This window comes from Enterobacter sp. PL1 (assembly GCF_945957325.1).
Classification (GTDB): Bacteria; Pseudomonadota; Gammaproteobacteria; order Enterobacterales; family Enterobacteriaceae; genus Enterobacter; species Enterobacter roggenkampii.
In genome coordinates this window covers 186,644-203,098 of sequence record NZ_CAMFKT010000002.1, presented here as the reverse complement: position 1 = coordinate 203,098, position 16,455 = coordinate 186,644, and the positions used below count along the sequence as shown (strand labels likewise).

At 56.7% G+C, this 16,455-nt stretch carries 14 protein-coding genes and 1 other annotated feature; of the genes, 11 read left to right on the top strand and 3 right to left on the bottom strand.

Going from position 1 to position 16,455, the window contains the following annotated elements:
• Window positions 1-31 precede the first annotated feature (31 nt).
• The 5 genes from thrL (at window position 32) to N6P30_RS02665 (ending at window position 5,454) form a co-directional block, all read left to right on the top strand.
• Window positions 32-100, top strand: coding sequence for a thr operon leader peptide (gene thrL, locus N6P30_RS02685; RefSeq protein WP_015572623.1), 69 nt, complete (start codon window positions 32-34; stop codon window positions 98-100).
• Window positions 39-156, top strand: a sequence feature (Thr leader region). (Overlaps the previous gene by 62 nt.)
• Window positions 157-180: 24 nt before the next feature.
• Window positions 181-2,643, top strand: a complete 2,463-nt coding sequence (gene thrA, locus N6P30_RS02680; protein WP_023293320.1) for a bifunctional aspartate kinase/homoserine dehydrogenase I — start codon at window positions 181-183, stop codon at window positions 2,641-2,643.
• A 1-nt stretch (window position 2,644) separates the two neighbouring features.
• Entirely contained in the window at window positions 2,645-3,574 is a 930-nt protein-coding gene (gene thrB / locus N6P30_RS02675) for a homoserine kinase (RefSeq protein ID WP_021240567.1), read from the top strand.
• Between the two features lie 3 nt (window positions 3,575-3,577).
• Window positions 3,578-4,864 carry a threonine synthase gene (gene thrC / locus N6P30_RS02670; protein WP_023293319.1) on the top strand — a complete coding sequence of 429 codons (1,287 nt, stop codon included), beginning with the start codon at window positions 3,578-3,580 and terminating at the stop codon, window positions 4,862-4,864.
• Window positions 4,865-5,172: 308 nt separating this feature from the next.
• Window positions 5,173-5,454 carry a DUF2502 domain-containing protein gene (locus tag N6P30_RS02665; protein ID WP_023293318.1) on the top strand — a complete coding sequence of 94 codons (282 nt, stop codon included), beginning with the start codon at window positions 5,173-5,175 and terminating at the stop codon, window positions 5,452-5,454.
• Window positions 5,455-5,486: 32 nt separating this feature from the next.
• On the opposite strand, the gene yaaA is transcribed toward N6P30_RS02665, so the two are convergent.
• Both yaaA and N6P30_RS02655 read right to left on the bottom strand, forming a co-directional pair.
• Window positions 5,487-6,260, bottom strand: a complete 774-nt coding sequence (gene yaaA, locus N6P30_RS02660) for a peroxide stress protein YaaA (protein ID WP_023293317.1) — start codon at window positions 6,258-6,260, stop codon at window positions 5,487-5,489.
• A gap of 66 nt (window positions 6,261-6,326) precedes the next feature.
• Window positions 6,327-7,757 carry an alanine/glycine:cation symporter family protein gene (locus tag N6P30_RS02655; protein ID WP_021240561.1) on the bottom strand — a complete coding sequence of 477 codons (1,431 nt, stop codon included), beginning with the start codon at window positions 7,755-7,757 and terminating at the stop codon, window positions 6,327-6,329.
• A gap of 262 nt (window positions 7,758-8,019) precedes the next feature.
• On the opposite strand from N6P30_RS02655, the gene tal reads away from it, so the two are divergent.
• From tal to N6P30_RS02640, 3 genes are all read left to right on the top strand, one after another.
• Entirely contained in the window at window positions 8,020-8,973 is a 954-nt protein-coding gene (gene tal, locus N6P30_RS02650) for a transaldolase (protein WP_008502045.1), read from the top strand.
• A 110-nt stretch (window positions 8,974-9,083) separates the two neighbouring features.
• Window positions 9,084-9,671 (top strand): molybdopterin adenylyltransferase, encoded by a 588-nt coding sequence (gene mog / locus N6P30_RS02645; protein WP_008502044.1) that lies wholly within the window; start codon window positions 9,084-9,086, stop codon window positions 9,669-9,671.
• A gap of 122 nt (window positions 9,672-9,793) precedes the next feature.
• Entirely contained in the window at window positions 9,794-11,116 is a 1,323-nt protein-coding gene (locus tag N6P30_RS02640; protein ID WP_023293316.1) for an MFS transporter, read from the top strand.
• On the opposite strand, the gene satP is transcribed toward N6P30_RS02640, so the two are convergent.
• On the bottom strand, window positions 11,093-11,659 hold the full coding sequence (gene satP / locus N6P30_RS02635; RefSeq protein WP_008502042.1) for an acetate uptake transporter: 567 nt from the start codon (window positions 11,657-11,659) through the stop codon (window positions 11,093-11,095). The genes N6P30_RS02640 and satP overlap by 24 nt on opposite strands.
• A gap of 296 nt (window positions 11,660-11,955) precedes the next feature.
• Between satP and dnaK the strand changes: the two genes are divergently transcribed.
• From dnaK to nhaA, 3 genes are all read left to right on the top strand, one after another.
• A complete protein-coding gene (gene dnaK / locus N6P30_RS02630; protein WP_008502041.1) occupies window positions 11,956-13,869 on the top strand; it encodes a molecular chaperone DnaK in 1,914 nt (637 codons plus the stop codon).
• 87 nt (window positions 13,870-13,956) lie between these two features.
• Window positions 13,957-15,102 (top strand): molecular chaperone DnaJ, encoded by a 1,146-nt coding sequence (gene dnaJ / locus N6P30_RS02625; protein WP_008502040.1) that lies wholly within the window; start codon window positions 13,957-13,959, stop codon window positions 15,100-15,102.
• A gap of 172 nt (window positions 15,103-15,274) precedes the next feature.
• The gene (gene nhaA / locus N6P30_RS02620) at window positions 15,275-16,450 is read left to right on the top strand and encodes a Na+/H+ antiporter NhaA (protein WP_023293315.1); all 1,176 of its coding nucleotides are present in this window, start codon (window positions 15,275-15,277) and stop codon (window positions 16,448-16,450) included.
• Window positions 16,451-16,455: the final 5 nt, after the last annotated feature.

Genomic DNA, 16,455 nt, shown 5'->3' with positions numbered 1-16,455 from the left:
ACAGATAATAATGACAGAGTACACAACATCCATGAAACGCATCAGCATCACCACCATTACCACAACCATCATCATTACCACAGGTAACGATGCGGGCTGACGCGTACAGGAAAAACAGAAAAAAGCCCGCACCTGAACAGTGCGGGCTTTTTTTTCGGCTAAAGGAAACGAGGTAGAACCATGCGAGTGTTGAAGTTCGGCGGTACATCAGTGGCAAATGCAGAACGTTTTCTGCGTGTTGCCGATATCCTGGAAAGCAACGCCAGGCAGGGGCAGGTTGCGACCGTGCTCTCTGCCCCGGCAAAAATCACGAACCATCTGGTGGCGATGATTGAAAAAACCATCGGTGGTCAGGATGCACTTCCGAACATCAGCGACGCAGAGCGTATCTTCGCTGACTTACTGCAAGGCCTGGCAGAAGCGCTGCCTGGCTTCCCGCATGCGCAGCTGAAGTCTTTTGTTGAACAAGAATTCGCGCAAATTAAACATGTCCTGCACGGCATCAGCCTTCTCGGCCAGTGCCCGGACAGCATCAACGCGGCGCTGATTTGTCGCGGTGAAAAACTCTCTATCGCCATCATGGCCGGCGTGCTGGAAGCGCGCGGCCATAGCGTGACCGTGATCGATCCCGTTGAAAAACTGCTGGCGGTGGGCCACTACCTCGAATCCACCGTTGATATTGCCGAATCAACCCGCCGTATCGCCGCCAGCAAAATTCCCGCTGACCACATGATCCTGATGGCAGGCTTCACCGCCGGTAACGAGAAGGGCGAGCTGGTGGTGCTGGGCCGTAACGGCTCCGACTATTCCGCCGCCGTGCTGGCCGCCTGCTTACGCGCGGACTGTTGTGAGATCTGGACTGATGTTGACGGCGTGTATACCTGCGATCCGCGCCAGGTACCGGACGCCAGGCTGCTGAAGTCGATGTCGTACCAGGAAGCGATGGAGCTTTCCTACTTCGGCGCCAAAGTACTTCACCCGCGTACCATTTCCCCGATTGCCCAGTTCCAGATCCCTTGCCTGATTAAAAACACCGGTAACCCGCAGGCGCCGGGTACGCTGATTGGCGCGAGTACCGATGAGGACGGACTGCCGGTGAAAGGCATCTCCAACCTGAACAACATGGCGATGTTCAGCGTCTCGGGTCCGGGGATGAAAGGGATGGTCGGCATGGCGGCACGCGTGTTTGCGGCCATGTCCCGCAACGGTATTTCGGTGGTGCTGATCACCCAGTCCTCTTCCGAATACAGCATCAGCTTCTGCGTGCCGCAGGCTGACTGCCTGCGCGCCCGCCGCGCGCTGGAGGAAGAGTTCTATCTGGAGCTGAAAGAAGAGCTGCTGGAGCCGCTCGCGATTCAGGAGCGTCTGGCGATCATCTCCGTGGTGGGCGACGGTATGCGCACCCTGCGCGGTATCTCCGCCAAATTCTTTGCCGCGCTGGCGCGCGCCAATATCAATATCGTGGCGATTGCCCAGGGCTCGTCAGAGCGTTCAATTTCTGTTGTTGTGGATAACGACGATGCCACCACCGGCGTTCGTGTGGTTCACCAGATGCTGTTCAACACCGATCAGGTTATCGAGCTGTTCGTGATTGGCGTGGGCGGCGTCGGCGGCGCGCTGCTGGAGCAGGTGAAGCGTCAGCAGGAATGGCTTAAGAAGAAACACATCGACCTGCGCGTCTGCGGGATCGCGAATTCCAGAGCGCTGCTGACCAACGTCCACGGCCTGAACCTGGAAAACTGGCAGGCCGAGATGAATGAGGCAAAAGAGCCGTTCAACCTGGGGCGCCTGATCCGTCTGGTAAAAGAGTATCATCTGCTTAACCCGGTCATCGTCGACTGTACCTCGAACCAGGCGGTGGCCGACCAGTACGCGGACTTCCTGCGCGAAGGTTTCCACGTGGTGACGCCGAACAAAAAGGCCAACACCTCGTCGATGGATTACTATCACCAGCTGCGTCTGGCAGCGAGCAAGTCGCGCCGCAAGTTCCTCTACGACACCAACGTGGGGGCAGGCCTGCCGGTTATCGAGAACCTGCAGAACCTGCTTAACGCGGGCGATGAGCTGCAGCGTTTCTCCGGCATTCTCTCCGGATCGCTGTCGTTTATCTTCGGCAAGCTGGACGAAGGGATGAGCCTCTCGGAGGCCACCCGCGCCGCGCGCGAGCTGGGCTATACCGAGCCGGATCCGCGTGACGACCTTTCCGGTATGGACGTGGCGCGCAAGCTGCTGATCCTCGCGCGCGAAACGGGCCGTGAGCTTGAGCTTTCCGATATTGTGATTGAGCCGGTCCTGCCGGCAGAATTTGACAGCAGCGGTGACGTCAGCGCCTTTATGGCCAGGCTGCCGCAGCTTGACGACGCGTTTGCCGCCCGCGTGGCGAAAGCCCGTGATGAAGGTAAGGTATTGCGCTATGTTGGCAACATTGAAGAAGATGGCGTGTGCCGGGTGAAGATTGCCGAAGTGGATGGCAACGACCCGCTGTACAAAGTCAAAAACGGCGAAAACGCCCTCGCGTTTTACAGCCACTATTATCAGCCACTGCCGCTGGTGCTTCGCGGCTATGGCGCAGGGAACGACGTTACGGCGGCGGGTGTCTTTGCCGATCTGCTGCGTACCCTGTCATGGAAGTTAGGAGTTTAACATGGTCAAAGTTTATGCCCCGGCTTCCAGCGCGAATATGAGCGTCGGATTTGACGTGCTGGGTGCGGCGGTGACGCCGGTGGACGGTTCGCTGCTGGGCGATACGGTGACGGTGGAAGCGGCAGACAGCTTCAGCCTGAATAACGTGGGCCGCTTCGCCAGCAAACTGCCGTCTGAGCCACGCGAGAATATCGTCTATCAGTGCTGGGAGCGTTTCTGTCAGGAGATCGGTAAAAACGTGCCGGTTGCCATGACGCTGGAAAAAAGTATGCCGATTGGCTCCGGGCTGGGTTCCAGCGCCTGCTCGGTGGTCGCCGCGCTGGTGGCGATGAACGAGCACTGCGGCAAGCCGCTGAACAACAACCGCCTGCTTGCCTTAATGGGCGAGCTGGAAGGGCGTATCTCCGGCAGCATTCATTATGACAACGTCGCGCCATGCTTCCTCGGCGGCATGCAGCTGATGATCGAAGAAAATGGCATCATCAGCCAGCAGGTGCCAGGGTTTGATGAGTGGCTGTGGGTGCTGGCCTATCCGGGTATCAAGGTATCAACCGCGGAAGCTCGTGCGATCCTGCCCGCGCAGTATCGCCGTCAGGACTGTATCGCCCACGGGCGTCATCTGGCGGGCTTTATCCACGCCTGCTACACCCGTCAGCCGCAGCTGGCGGCCAAACTGATGAAGGACGTCATTGCCGAGCCGTATCGCACGAAGCTGCTGCCCGGCTTTAACGAGGCGCGACAGGCGTCCATGGATATCGGCGCGCAGGCGTGTGGCATCTCCGGCTCCGGCCCGACGCTGTTCGCCCTGTGCGACAAGCCTGACACTGCGCAGCGCGTGGCGGACTGGCTCTCTAAACACTACCTGCAAAATCAGGAAGGCTTTGTTCATATTTGCCGTCTGGACACGGCTGGCGCACGAGTACTGGGATAATTAATGAAACTCTACAACCTTAAAGATCATAACGAGCAGGTCAGCTTCGCGCAGGCGGTGACTCAGGGACTGGGCAAAAATCAGGGGCTGTTTTTCCCTCATGACCTGCCGGAATTCCAGCTGACCGAGATTGATGACCTGCTGAAGCAGGATTTTGTCACCCGCAGTACCAAAATTCTGTCCGCGTTTATCGGCGATGAAATTCCGCAGGAGCTGCTGGAAGAGCGCGTACGCGCGGCATTCGCGTTCCCGGCGCCGGTTCAGCAGGTTGAGCCCGATGTTGGCTGCCTGGAGCTGTTCCACGGCCCGACCCTGGCGTTCAAAGACTTCGGCGGCCGCTTTATGGCGCAGATGCTGACCCACATCAGTGGCGACAAGCCGGTGACCATCCTGACCGCGACCTCCGGGGATACCGGCGCGGCGGTAGCCCACGCGTTCTACGGCCTGAAAAACGTCCGCGTGGTGATCCTCTATCCGAAAGGCAAAATCAGCCCGCTGCAGGAGAAACTGTTCTGCACCCTCGGCGGCAACATTGAAACCGTGGCAATTGACGGCGATTTCGATGCCTGCCAGGCGCTGGTCAAGCAGGCCTTCGACGACGAAGAGCTGAAGGTGGCGCTGGGTCTGAACTCCGCCAACTCCATCAACATCAGCCGTCTGCTGGCGCAGATCTGCTACTACTTCGAAGCGGTGGCGCAGCTGCCGCAGGACGCGCGCAATCAGCTGGTGATCTCCGTGCCGAGCGGTAACTTCGGTGACCTGACGGCTGGCCTGCTGGCGAAATCCCTGGGTCTGCCGGTGAAACGCTTTATCGCCGCCACCAACGCTAACGACACCGTGCCGCGCTTCCTGAAAGACGGGAAGTGGGCGCCGAACGCCACGCAGGCGACCCTCTCCAATGCGATGGATGTGTCTCAGCCGAACAACTGGCCGCGCGTGGAAGAGCTGTTCCGCCGTAAGATCTGGCTCCTGGGTGACCTGGGCTATGCTGCGGTGACGGATGAGACCACCAAATCCACCATGCGCGAGCTGAAGGCGGTGGGGTATACCTCTGAACCGCACGCGGCGATTGCCTATCGTGCGCTGCGCGACCAGCTTAACCCGGGTGAATACGGCCTGTTCCTGGGGACCGCACATCCGGCGAAGTTCAAAGAGAGCGTGGAAGCGATCCTGGGCGAAACGCTGCCGCTGCCGAAAGAACTGGCCGAGCGTGCCGACCTGCAGCTGCTGTCCCATGAGCTGCCGGCGGACTTTGCGGCGCTGCGTAAGCTGATGATGACCCGCGCGTGATTTTTGTCGGGTGCGGCTACGCCTTACCCGACCTACAACTGATGATGACGCATGCGTGATTGTGTTGCCCGGTGGCGGCTTCGCCTTACCGGGCCAACAAAGACGAACAAACCGTAGGCCGGGTAAGCGAAGCGCCACCCGGCTTTTTTTGTGAAGAAATTAAGGAGAAAAATAGCAGGGAAAAAGCAGAAATTCCCAATAAATGCGGTCACTTAGCGTTTAGGATTGCAGAGAATAACATCCCCCGTTCCCCTCGCGTACTCTCCTTACAACGGCCCACGTTGGGCAACGATAATAAGGAGTCACCGATGTCAAAACTGAAACCTGCGCTGATTGCGCTTTCACTGATGCTGGTCGCTCCCATGGCGGTTCAGGCATCCGAAATCACCCTCGTACCTGCGGTCAAACTGCAGATTGGCGACCGGGATAATAACGGGCACTACTGGGACGGTGGCCGCTGGCGCGACCATGACTGGTGGAAGGCGCATTATGACTGGCGCGATAACCGCTGGCGTCCTCACGATGAGCATCGCGAGCGTGACCATCATCATGACGATCATCGTCCAGGTCCGGACTGGAAACACCACTAATGCAAAACCCCGCCAGCCGGCGGGGTTTGTTTTTACTGCTCGTGGCGCTTAAATACCAGCTCGCCTTTCCCCGACGCTTCTTCGTCAAAGAAATAGCCTTCGCTGTTGAAGGCGGTTAGCTGCTCCGGCTTCGTCAGGCGGTTCTGAATGATGTAGCGGCTCATCAGGCCACGCGCTTTCTTGGCGTAGAAGCTGATCACTTTGAACTTGCCGTTTTTCTCGTCGAGGAACACCGGCTTGATGATGTCGGCATCCAGTTTTTTCGGCTTCACCGACTTGTAGTATTCATCGGATGCCAGGTTAATCACCACGTTATCGCCCTGCGCGCGCAGCGCCGCATTCAGCTTATCGGTAATGATATCGCCCCAGAAATGGTACAGGTCTTTGCCGTTGGCATTCTCCAGGCGAATCCCCATCTCCAGACGATAAGGCTGCATCAGATCCAGCGGGCGCAGTACGCCGTACAGGCCCGACAGCATGCGCAGATGCTGCTGGGCAAAATCAAAATCGGCTTCGCTAAAATCTTCCGCCTGCAGGCCGGTGTACACGTCGCCTTTAAACGCCAGAATCGCCTGGCGAGCGTTGGCAGGGGTGAAATCCGGGTGCCACTCGTGAAAGCGGGTCGCGTTCAAATCGGCCAGCTTGTCGCTGATGCTCATCAGCGAGGCGATTTGCGGTGCTGAGAGCTTACGCGCTTCGCGGATCAGCTGTTGCGAGTAGTCCAGCAGTTCAGGCTGGGTATAGCGCTCGGTGGCGAGCGGGCTCTGGTAGTCGAGCGTTTTTGCAGGTGAAATCAGAATCAGCATATCCAGTCCTTGCAGGAAATTTAGAGCGACTTTAGCAAAAAATCGCCCTGAATTGATCGATAGCTGTTATTGCCGTGGCAAATCATCCCACGTGCCGGGGGCAAGCTGCGCCTTGATATCGGGATAGCGGGCGGGATCAAAGACCGGCGGAACGCCGAGTTTGCGCTGGCGCAGATAGTCTCTGGCAATCAGGGTCACCACGGGCGAGAGCAGCAGGATCGCCGTGAGGTTAGTGATTGCCATCAGCGCCATAATGATATCGGCCAGTTGCCAGACCAGCGGCATACTGAGCAGGGAGCCTGCTACCACCATCAGGATAACCCCAAGACGCAGGGTTCCGATCGCGGCGCGGGAGTCGAGTTTCAGGAAAATAAGGTTATTTTCGGCGTAGAGGTAATTCACCACAATCGAGCTGAAGGCAAACAAGATCAGGATGAGCGAGACAAATCCGGCTCCCCAGCCGCCGGTCAGTGTCACCAGCGCCTGCTGGAGAAGCTGTATCCCGACGGTTCCCGACGCGTGGGGTACGGGGCCTGCCAGCAGCAAAATCATGGCGCTGGCGGAACAGATAATAATGGTATCGGTAAAGACGCCAATCATCTGCACAATGCCTTGTGCGGCTGGGTGTGGCGGCCAGGAAGAGGCGGCGGCTGCCGCATTGGGGGTTGACCCCATACCGGCTTCATTGGAGAACATGCCCCGCTGAAAACCCGCCATCAGCGCCTGGCTGAAGGTGTAGCCCAGCGCGCCGGATGCCACTTCGCGCCAGCCAAAGGCGCTTTTGACGATGGTGGCAAGCACGCCCGGCACCTGGTCGAGATGCAGTGCGGCGACGAACAGGCTCGCGGCAACCCAGAGCAGCGCCATAATGGGCACCAGCCACTGCATCAGGCGAGCGATACCCTTGAGACCGAATGAAATGGTAAGCAGAACGATCGAAGCTAAAGCGAGACCCGCGAGCCACTCGGGGCAGGAGAAGGCATAGCGCATGGCATGGGCGACCGAGTTCGCCTGGACGGTATTAAAAATAAGACCGTACGCGAGCAGTAAAAAAAGCGAGAACAGGACGCCCATCCAGCGCATCCCCAGGCCACGCGCCATGTACCAGGCTGGACCACCGCGAAACTGGCCGCGCTTATCTTTCTCTTTATAGAGTTGCGCAAGCGAACTTTCGGCAAAGGAGGTGGCCATACCGAGAAGTGCCGTCATCCACATCCAGAAGACCGCGCCTGGCCCACCGGCGCTGATGGCCAGTGCTACCCCCGCCAGATTCCCGCTGCCCAGGCGTGCCGCAAGGCTGGTACAGAGCGCCTGAAACGACGTTAATCCGCCCGGCTGGGGCGTGACGCTGTTTTTCAGACTTCTGCCAAACTTGCGAATATAGCGAAACTGGATAAACCCACTGCGTAGCGTAAACCAAATACCTGCTCCCAGAAGCAGGTAAATCATTATCGAACCCCAGAGGACTTCGTTAATAAAGAAAAAGAAATCAGGCATTAACGTCCCTCTTGTTGATGCCAACGTGAATATGTAAGCGCTACCACTGATTGGGCATGCTGTTGCTTAGCAGCCTGTTAATATTCTGAGTTTATCATACTCTGCCTAAGCGCACTGTCTGCGGTTGCGCTACCCCTCCGTCGTGTTATCATCAGGGCAGACCGGTTACATCCCCCTAACAAGTAAACCTGTCATTTTTCCGCTGCAGGCATGCTGTCGGTAGCGTGAATTATCCAGGGCACGTTAAAAGAGAAACACTATCATGACGGATAAATTGACCTCCCTTCGTCAGTTCACCACTGTCGTAGCTGACACCGGAGATATCGCGGCAATGAAGCTGTACCAGCCGCAGGATGCCACAACTAACCCTTCTCTGATCCTTAACGCCGCACAGATCCCTGAGTATCGCAAACTGATTGACGAGGCTGTGACCTGGGCGAAAGCGCAGAGCAACGACCGCGCGCAGCAGGTTGTGGACGCTACTGATAAACTGGCCGTGAACATCGGTCTCGAGATCCTGAAACTGGTTCCGGGCCGTATCTCTACCGAAGTGGACGCGCGTCTCTCCTACGACACCGAAGCGTCTATCGCGAAAGCAAAACGTCTGATCAAACTGTACAACGATGCGGGCATCAGCAACGATCGTATCCTGATCAAACTGGCTTCTACCTGGCAGGGTATCCGCGCGGCAGAGCAGCTGGAAAAAGAGGGTATCAACTGTAACCTGACCCTGCTGTTCTCCTTCGCGCAGGCGCGTGCATGTGCAGAAGCTGGCGTATACCTGATTTCTCCGTTCGTGGGCCGTATTCTGGACTGGTACAAAGCCAACACCGATAAGAAAGAGTACGCACCGGCTGAAGATCCAGGCGTGATTTCTGTGACTGAAATCTACGAATACTACAAACAGCATGGCTATGAGACTGTGGTTATGGGCGCAAGCTTCCGTAACGTCGGTGAAATCATCGAGCTGGCTGGCTGTGACCGCCTGACCATCGCGCCAGCGCTGCTGAAAGAGCTGGCAGAAAGCGAAGGCACCCTGGAGCGTAAACTGTCCTACACCGGTGAAGTGAAAGCACGCCCAGAGCGCATCACTGAATCCGAGTTCCTGTGGCAGCACAACCAGGATCCAATGGCAGTAGACAAACTGGCGGACGGTATCCGTAAGTTTGCTGTTGACCAGGAAAAACTGGAAAAAATGATCGGCGACCTGCTGTAATCATTCCGCGTGACCGGGCTCCCGGTCACGCGACTGCTTTCGTACCCTGTCTGAATTTCCTCTCTGCGTGTATCATTCCCTTTAATCAGTACTCTTTGAATGGAATGGATATGAATACCTTACGCATCGGCTTAGTGTCGATTTCTGACCGCGCCTCCAGCGGTGTTTACCAGGATAAAGGCATCCCCGCTCTGGAAGCGTGGCTGGCCAGTGCACTGACTACCCCGTTTGAGATCCAGACTCGCCTTATTCCCGACGAACAGCCGATTATCGAGCAGACCCTGTGTGAGCTGGTGGATGAGATGAGCTGTCACCTGGTGTTAACCACCGGCGGAACCGGGCCCGCGCGCCGTGATGTGACGCCGGACGCGACGCTGGCGATTGCCGATCGTGAAATGCCGGGCTTCGGCGAACAGATGCGCCAGATCAGTCTACACTTTGTCCCGACGGCCATTCTTTCCCGCCAGGTAGGGGTGATCCGCAAGCAGGCGTTGATTCTGAACCTCCCGGGGCAGCCGAAGTCGATCAAAGAGACGCTGGAAGGGCTAAAAGCGGAAGACGGCAGCGTCATCGTTCACGGCATCTTTGCAAGTGTACCGTATTGTATACAGCTGCTTGACGGCCCGTATGTCGAAACCGATGAGAAAGTGGTAGCAGCTTTTCGTCCTAAAAACGCGCGTCGCGAAACAATCTCCTGAAATTAATCAATATGTGACATAAGCTGAAGCGGCGATAGCGTGGTAACGGTTTTACGGTATAGTAATTTTTTCTTTACGATTGCTGTAAAAATAAATCCACAATACACGCATAATGGTTCGCTATGTCACATAACACCCGACCTCTGAATCGACAGGACTACAAAACCCTCACGCTCGCGGCCTTAGGCGGTGCGCTGGAGTTTTACGACTTCATTATCTTCGTCTTCTTCGCTGCCGTAGTGGGGGAGCTTTTCTTCCCGGCAGATATACCGGAGTGGCTGCGTCAGGTGCAAACCTTCGGCATTTTTGCTGCCGGGTATCTGGCGCGTCCGCTGGGCGGCATTATCATGGCCCACTTTGGCGATCTGGTCGGGCGTAAAAAGATGTTTACCCTCAGCATCCTGCTGATGGCGGTCCCCACGCTGGCCATTGGTCTGCTGCCCACCTATGCCTCGATGGGCATTCTCGCGCCGCTGCTGCTGTTGCTGATGCGCGTGCTTCAGGGCGCGGCGATTGGCGGTGAAGTGCCGGGCGCGTGGGTGTTTGTCGCAGAGCATGTTCCGGCGCGCCGCATTGGTATCGCCTGTGGAACCTTAACCGCGGGGCTGACGGTCGGGATCCTGCTCGGCTCGGTGGTCGCCACCATTGTGAATACCAGCATGACGCAGCAGGCCGTACACGACTGGGGCTGGCGTATTCCGTTCCTGCTGGGTGGGGCGTTCGGCCTGGTGGCGATGTACCTGCGCCGCTGGCTGCAGGAGACACCGATTTTCCTGGAGATGCAGCAGCGTAAAGCGCTGGCGCAGGAGCTGCCGGTGAAGGCGGTTGTGGTACGTCATAAAAAGGCGGTGGTGGTGTCGATGCTGCTCACCTGGCTACTCTCGGCCGGGATTGTGGTGGTGATATTGATGTCTCCGGTGTGGCTGCAAAAGCAGTACGGTTTCGCCCCTGCCGTGACGCTACAGGCAAACAGTATCGCGACAATCATGCTCTGCTTTGGCTGTCTGGCCGCCGGGCTGGCGGCAGATCGTTTCGGGGCCAGCGTTACCTTTATTGTCGGCAGCCTGTTACTGGCCGCTTCAAGCTGGGCGTTTTACCATCTGGCTGGCAGCCATCCTGAACAGCTGTTCCTGCTGTACGGCGTGGTAGGGCTGTGCGTGGGCGTTGTCGGCGCGGTGCCTTACGTCATGGTGCGCGCGTTCCCGCCGGAGGTTCGCTTCACCGGGATCTCATTTTCCTACAACGTGTCGTATGCCATTTTCGGTGGGCTGACGCCGATTGCGGTGACGGTCCTGATGGGCGTGTCTCCCATGGCTCCGGCCTGGTACGTGCTGGCGCTGTCGGTGATGGGGCTGGTATTGGGATTTTGGCTTCGTCAGGCGGGGGGATGTCGTGCCCGCGAGGCGGACACGACAGAGGGATCAGTGTTTTTCACCAATCGGTAGCACGGTGCGGTCAAACTGCTCGTTCAGCACTTCACCCATTGCCAGGTAGATAGCGCTTGCGCCGCAAACCAGACCAATCCAGCCGGCAACGTGAACGATGCCTTCGTTATCCACCAGGTGACCGATTGCCAGCAGGGCAAACAGCACGGTCAGGCTCAGGAAGACGAACTGCAGCATGCGGTTGCCTTTCAGGGTACCGAAGAACATGAACAGGGTGAAGACGCCCCACAGGCCCAGGTAGACGCCCAGGAAGTGGGCGTTTGCCGCGTCTGCCATGCCCATTTTAGGCAGCAGCAGAATGGCGACCAGGGTCAGCCAGAAAGAACCGTAAGAGGTGAAGGCGGTTAAGCCGAAGGTATTGCCTTTCTTATATTCCAGCAGGCCCGCAAAGATTTGCGCGATACCGCCATAAAAAATGCCCATCGCCAGGATGATGCCATCCATCGGGAACATCCCGATATTGTGCAGGTTCAGCAGAATAGTGGTCATGCCAAAACCCATCAGGCCCAGCGGAGCCGGATTAGCCAACTTAGTGTTGCCCATAAGTCCTCAAAAAAATCATCATTAATATGGTGAAATGGTTAAACCCGCGTCAGTTCTCCCTGACGGGGCGCGGCATCATAATGGGCGCAATCGATGACGTCTATGATCTCATCAGGGTGAAATTAAAATTTTTTTTATGCTTGCCCCTTGATGGATGCCGTCGCGACCCCATCTTGTAGTCAACCGCAGTGTGTGGACCTGAAAAAAATCAAATCTGGGCAGTTGAAAAAGCACGTTCTGCCCTTATTACAGGTACACAACCACATGTTGACTGAATTTTTAGTGGAGACGTTTAGATGGGTAAAATTATTGGTATCGACCTGGGTACTACCAACTCTTGTGTAGCGATTATGGATGGCACTACTGCACGCGTGCTGGAGAACGCCGAGGGCGATCGCACCACGCCTTCTATCATTGCTTATACCCAGGACGGTGAAACTCTGGTTGGTCAGCCGGCTAAACGTCAGGCAGTGACAAACCCGCAAAACACTCTGTTTGCGATTAAACGCCTGATCGGTCGCCGCTTCCAGGACGAAGAAGTTCAGCGTGACGTTTCCATCATGCCTTACAAAATCATCGCGGCAGATAACGGCGATGCATGGCTTGATGTGAAAGGCACCAAAACAGCACCACCGCAGATTTCTGCTGAAGTGCTGAAAAAAATGAAGAAAACCGCAGAAGATTACCTGGGTGAGCCGGTAACTGAAGCTGTTATCACCGTTCCTGCATACTTCAACGATGCTCAGCGTCAGGCAACCAAAGATGCTGGCCGTATCGCAGGTCTGGAAGTAAAACGTATCATCAACGAACCAACCGCGGCTGCTCTGGCTTACGGTCTGGATAAAGAAGTCGGCAACCGTACTATCGCGGTTTACGACCTGGGTGGTGGTACCTTCGATATCTCTATTATCGAAATCGACGAAGTTGACGGCGAAAAAACCTTCGAAGTTCTGGCAACCAACGGTGATACCCACCTGGGTGGTGAAGACTTCGATACCCGTCTGATCAACTACCTCGTTGACGAGTTTAAGAAAGATCAGGGCATTGACCTGCGTAACGATCCGCTGGCTATGCAGCGCCTGAAAGAAGCCGCTGAGAAAGCGAAGATCGAACTGTCTTCCGCTCAGCAGACCGACGTGAACCTGCCGTACATCACTGCAGACGCGACCGGTCCTAAACACATGAACATCAAAGTGACCCGTGCGAAACTGGAAAGCCTGGTAGAAGACCTGGTGAACCGTTCTATCGAGCCGCTGAAAGTTGCTCTGCAGGACGCTGGCCTGTCCGTGTCTGATATCAACGACGTTATCCTCGTTGGTGGCCAGACCCGTATGCCAATGGTGCAGAAGAAAGTGGCTGAGTTCTTTGGTAAAGAGCCACGTAAAGACGTTAACCCGGACGAAGCAGTGGCTATCGGTGCTGCGGTTCAGGGTGGCGTACTGACCGGTGAAGTGAAAGACGTACTGCTGCTGGACGTTACCCCGCTGTCTCTGGGTATCGAAACCATGGGCGGTGTGATGACTGCGCTCATCAACAAAAACACCACCATCCCAACCAAGCACAGCCAGGTGTTCTCTACCGCTGAAGACAACCAGTCTGCGGTAACCATCCATGTGCTGCAGGGTGAGCGTAAGCGTGCGGCGGATAACAAATCTCTGGGTCAGTTCAACCTGGACGGTATTAACCCGGCACCGCGCGGCATGCCACAGATCGAAGTCACCTTCGACATCGATGCTGACGGTATCCTGCACGTGTCTGCGAAAGACAAAAACAGCGGTAAAGAGCAGAAGATTACCATCAAGGCATCTTCTGGTCTGAACGAAGCGGAAATCGAAAAAATGGTTCGCGATGCCGAAGCTAATGCGGAATCCGACCGTAAGTTCGAAGAGCTGGTTCAGACCCGCAACCAGGGTGACCATCTGCTGCACAGCACCCGTAAGCAGGTTGAAGAAGCAGGCGATAAACTGCCAGCGGAAGACAAGACTGCTATCGAAGCTGCACTGAGTGCGCTGGAATCCTCACTGAAAGGTGAAGATAAAGCGGACATCGAAGCGAAGATGCAGGAACTGGCACAGGCTTCTCAGAAGCTGATGGAAATCGCTCAGCAGCAGCACGCTCAACAGCAGGCGGGCGCTGACGCTTCGGCGAACAATGCGAAAGACGACGACGTTGTCGACGCTGAGTTCGAAGAAGTTAAAGATAAAAAATAATCGCCCTGATGCAGGGTAATTAATCGGCACGGGCGTAGGAGAACTCTCCACGCCCGTGCTCGCATGTTAAGGGGCTTAAAAAAACCAATGGCAAAGCAAGACTATTACGAGATTTTAGGCGTTCCGAAAACTGCGGAAGAGCGTGAAATCAAAAAGGCGTATAAGCGCCTGGCCATGAAATTCCACCCGGACCGTAATCAGGGTGACAAAGAGGCTGAAGCCAAATTTAAAGAGATCAAAGAAGCCTACGAAGTCCTGACCGATGCACAAAAACGTGCAGCCTATGACCAGTACGGTCACGCAGCCTTTGAACAGGGCGGCATGGGCGGCGGTGGATTCGGTGGCGGCGGCTTTGGCGGCGGTGCCGACTTCAGCGATATCTTTGGCGATGTCTTCGGCGACATCTTCGGCGGTGGGCGTGGTCGTCAGCGCGCGGCGCGCGGCGCGGACCTGCGCTACAACATGGATCTGACGCTGGAAGAGGCCGTTCGCGGTGTTACCAAAGAGATCCGTATTCCGACGCTGGAAGAGTGTGACGTCTGCCACGGCAGCGGCGCGAAAGCGGGTACCCAGCCTCAGACCTGTCCAACCTGTCACGGCTCCGGCCAGGTCCAGATGCGTCAGGGCTTCTTCGCGGTACAGCAGGCCTGTCCGCACTGTCACGGTCGCGGTACGCTGATTAAAGATCCGTGCACCAAATGCCACGGCCACGGTCGCGTTGAGAAAACCAAGACCCTGTCCGTTAAAATCCCGGCTGGCGTGGATACGGGCGACCGCATCCGTCTGGCGGGTGAGGGTGAAGCTGGCGAGCACGGCGCACCGGCAGGCGATCTGTACGTTCAGGTGCAGGTGAAACAGCACGCTATCTTCGAGCGCGAAGGGAACAACCTGTACTGTGAAGTGCCGATCAACTTCGCGATGGCGGCTCTCGGCGGCGAAATCGAAGTGCCGACGCTGGATGGTCGCGTCAATCTGAAGATCCCGGGCGAGACCCAGACCGGTAAGCTGTTCCGCATGCGCGGGAAAGGCGTTAAATCCGTTCGCGGTGGTGCGCAGGGCGACCTGCTGTGCCGCGTCGTCGTGGAAACGCCGGTTGGCCTGAACGATAAGCAGAAACAGCTGCTGAAAGAGTTGCAGGAGAGCTTTGGTGGTCCGACGGGTGAGAAAAACAGCCCGCGTTCCAAAAGCTTCTTCGATGGCGTCAAAAAATTCTTCGATGATTTGACCCGCTAATCCGTTAGCTGGTTTTCATCTTCAAAAGCCCGGAAGCGATTCCGGGCTTTTTTTATTTACGGTTATTGCTCGGTAAAAGTGAATCTATACTCAATATTAATCTGTTTTTGCCGAGCTATTTGGCTTGGTATTATGGTTTTATCGAGGTATTGTTGTAAAAGAGAGAACTTAAATGAAATTACTACACCGTTTCTTTAGCAGTGAGGCGTCCGGTGGCGTGCTCCTGATTATTGCCGCAGCGGCCGCGATGGTGCTGGCTAATCTTGGCATCACGCGGGATCTCTATCATGCATTTCTGGAAACGCCCGTTGAGCTGAAGGTCGGGGCGCTGGAAATTAACAAGAACATGCTGCTGTGGATCAACGATGCGCTGATGGCGGTGTTCTTCCTGCTGGTGGGGCTTGAAGTTAAGCGTGAGCTGGTTCTGGGCTCGCTTGCCAGCCGCCAGCGCGCGGCGTTCCCGGTCATTGCCGCGCTCGGTGGGATGGTGGTGCCGGCGCTGCTCTTCCTGGCGTTCACCTGGCAGGATCCGGTTGCACGTCACGGCTGGGCGATCCCGGCCGCGACGGATATCGCCTTTGCGCTCGGGGTGCTGGCCTTGCTGGGAAGCCGCGTGCCGGTTGCGCTGAAAATCTTCCTGATGGCGCTGGCGATCATCGATGACCTTGGCGCCATTGTGATTATCGCGCTGTTCTACACCAGCGATCTGTCGATCCTGTCTCTGAGCGTGGCTGCCGGAGCGATTGCGGTGCTGGCGCTGCTGAACATCTTTAACGTGCGCCGCATCGGTATCTACATCCTCGTGGGGATGGTGCTGTGGACGGCGGTGCTGAAATCCGGCGTGCACGCCACGCTGGCTGGGGTGATCGTCGGCTTCTTCGTACCGCTTAAGCCGCAGGACGGCAAGTCGCCGGCCAAACAGCTGGAGCATATGCTGCACCCGTGGGTCGCCTTTATGATCCTGCCCCTGTTTGCGTTTGCTAACGCCGGGGTTTCGCTGGGCGGCGTGACGCTGGACGGGCTGACGTCCGTGCTGCCGCTGGGCATTATTGCCGGTCTGTTTATCGGTAAGCCGCTGGGTATTAGCCTCTTTTGCTGGCTGGCGACGAAACTGAAGCTGGCGTCATTGCCGCACGGCACCACGTTTAAGCAGATTATGGCCGTCGGCGTGCTGTGTGGAATAGGATTTACGATGTCGATCTTTATCTCGACGCTGGCGTTTGGCGCGCATGCGCCTGAGCTGATCGTCTGGGCGAAACTCGGCATTCTCATCGGGTCATTACTGGCCGCCGTAATTGGTTATACCTTGTTGAAGGTGAAATTGTCCGGACAGGCCGTCCAGGCATAACGGAA

Bases quoted from the DNA above. Each gene is read 5' to 3' on its own strand.
- thrA (WP_023293320.1), top strand. From the start codon at position 181: ATGCGAGTGTTGAAGTTCGGCGGTACATCAGTGGCAAATGCAGAACGT.
- thrB (WP_021240567.1), top strand. From the start codon at position 2,645: ATGGTCAAAGTTTATGCCCCGGCTTCCAGCGCGAATATGAGCGTCGGA.
- thrC (WP_023293319.1), top strand. From the start codon at position 3,578: ATGAAACTCTACAACCTTAAAGATCATAACGAGCAGGTCAGCTTCGCG.
- N6P30_RS02665 (WP_023293318.1), top strand. From the start codon at position 5,173: ATGTCAAAACTGAAACCTGCGCTGATTGCGCTTTCACTGATGCTGGTC.
- yaaA (WP_023293317.1), bottom strand. From the start codon at position 6,260: ATGCTGATTCTGATTTCACCTGCAAAAACGCTCGACTACCAGAGCCCG.
- N6P30_RS02655 (WP_021240561.1), bottom strand. From the start codon at position 7,757: ATGCCTGATTTCTTTTTCTTTATTAACGAAGTCCTCTGGGGTTCGATA.
- tal (WP_008502045.1), top strand. From the start codon at position 8,020: ATGACGGATAAATTGACCTCCCTTCGTCAGTTCACCACTGTCGTAGCT.
- mog (WP_008502044.1), top strand. From the start codon at position 9,084: ATGAATACCTTACGCATCGGCTTAGTGTCGATTTCTGACCGCGCCTCC.
- N6P30_RS02640 (WP_023293316.1), top strand. From the start codon at position 9,794: ATGTCACATAACACCCGACCTCTGAATCGACAGGACTACAAAACCCTC.
- satP (WP_008502042.1), bottom strand. From the start codon at position 11,659: ATGGGCAACACTAAGTTGGCTAATCCGGCTCCGCTGGGCCTGATGGGT.
- dnaK (WP_008502041.1), top strand. From the start codon at position 11,956: ATGGGTAAAATTATTGGTATCGACCTGGGTACTACCAACTCTTGTGTA.
- dnaJ (WP_008502040.1), top strand. From the start codon at position 13,957: ATGGCAAAGCAAGACTATTACGAGATTTTAGGCGTTCCGAAAACTGCG.
- nhaA (WP_023293315.1), top strand. From the start codon at position 15,275: ATGAAATTACTACACCGTTTCTTTAGCAGTGAGGCGTCCGGTGGCGTG.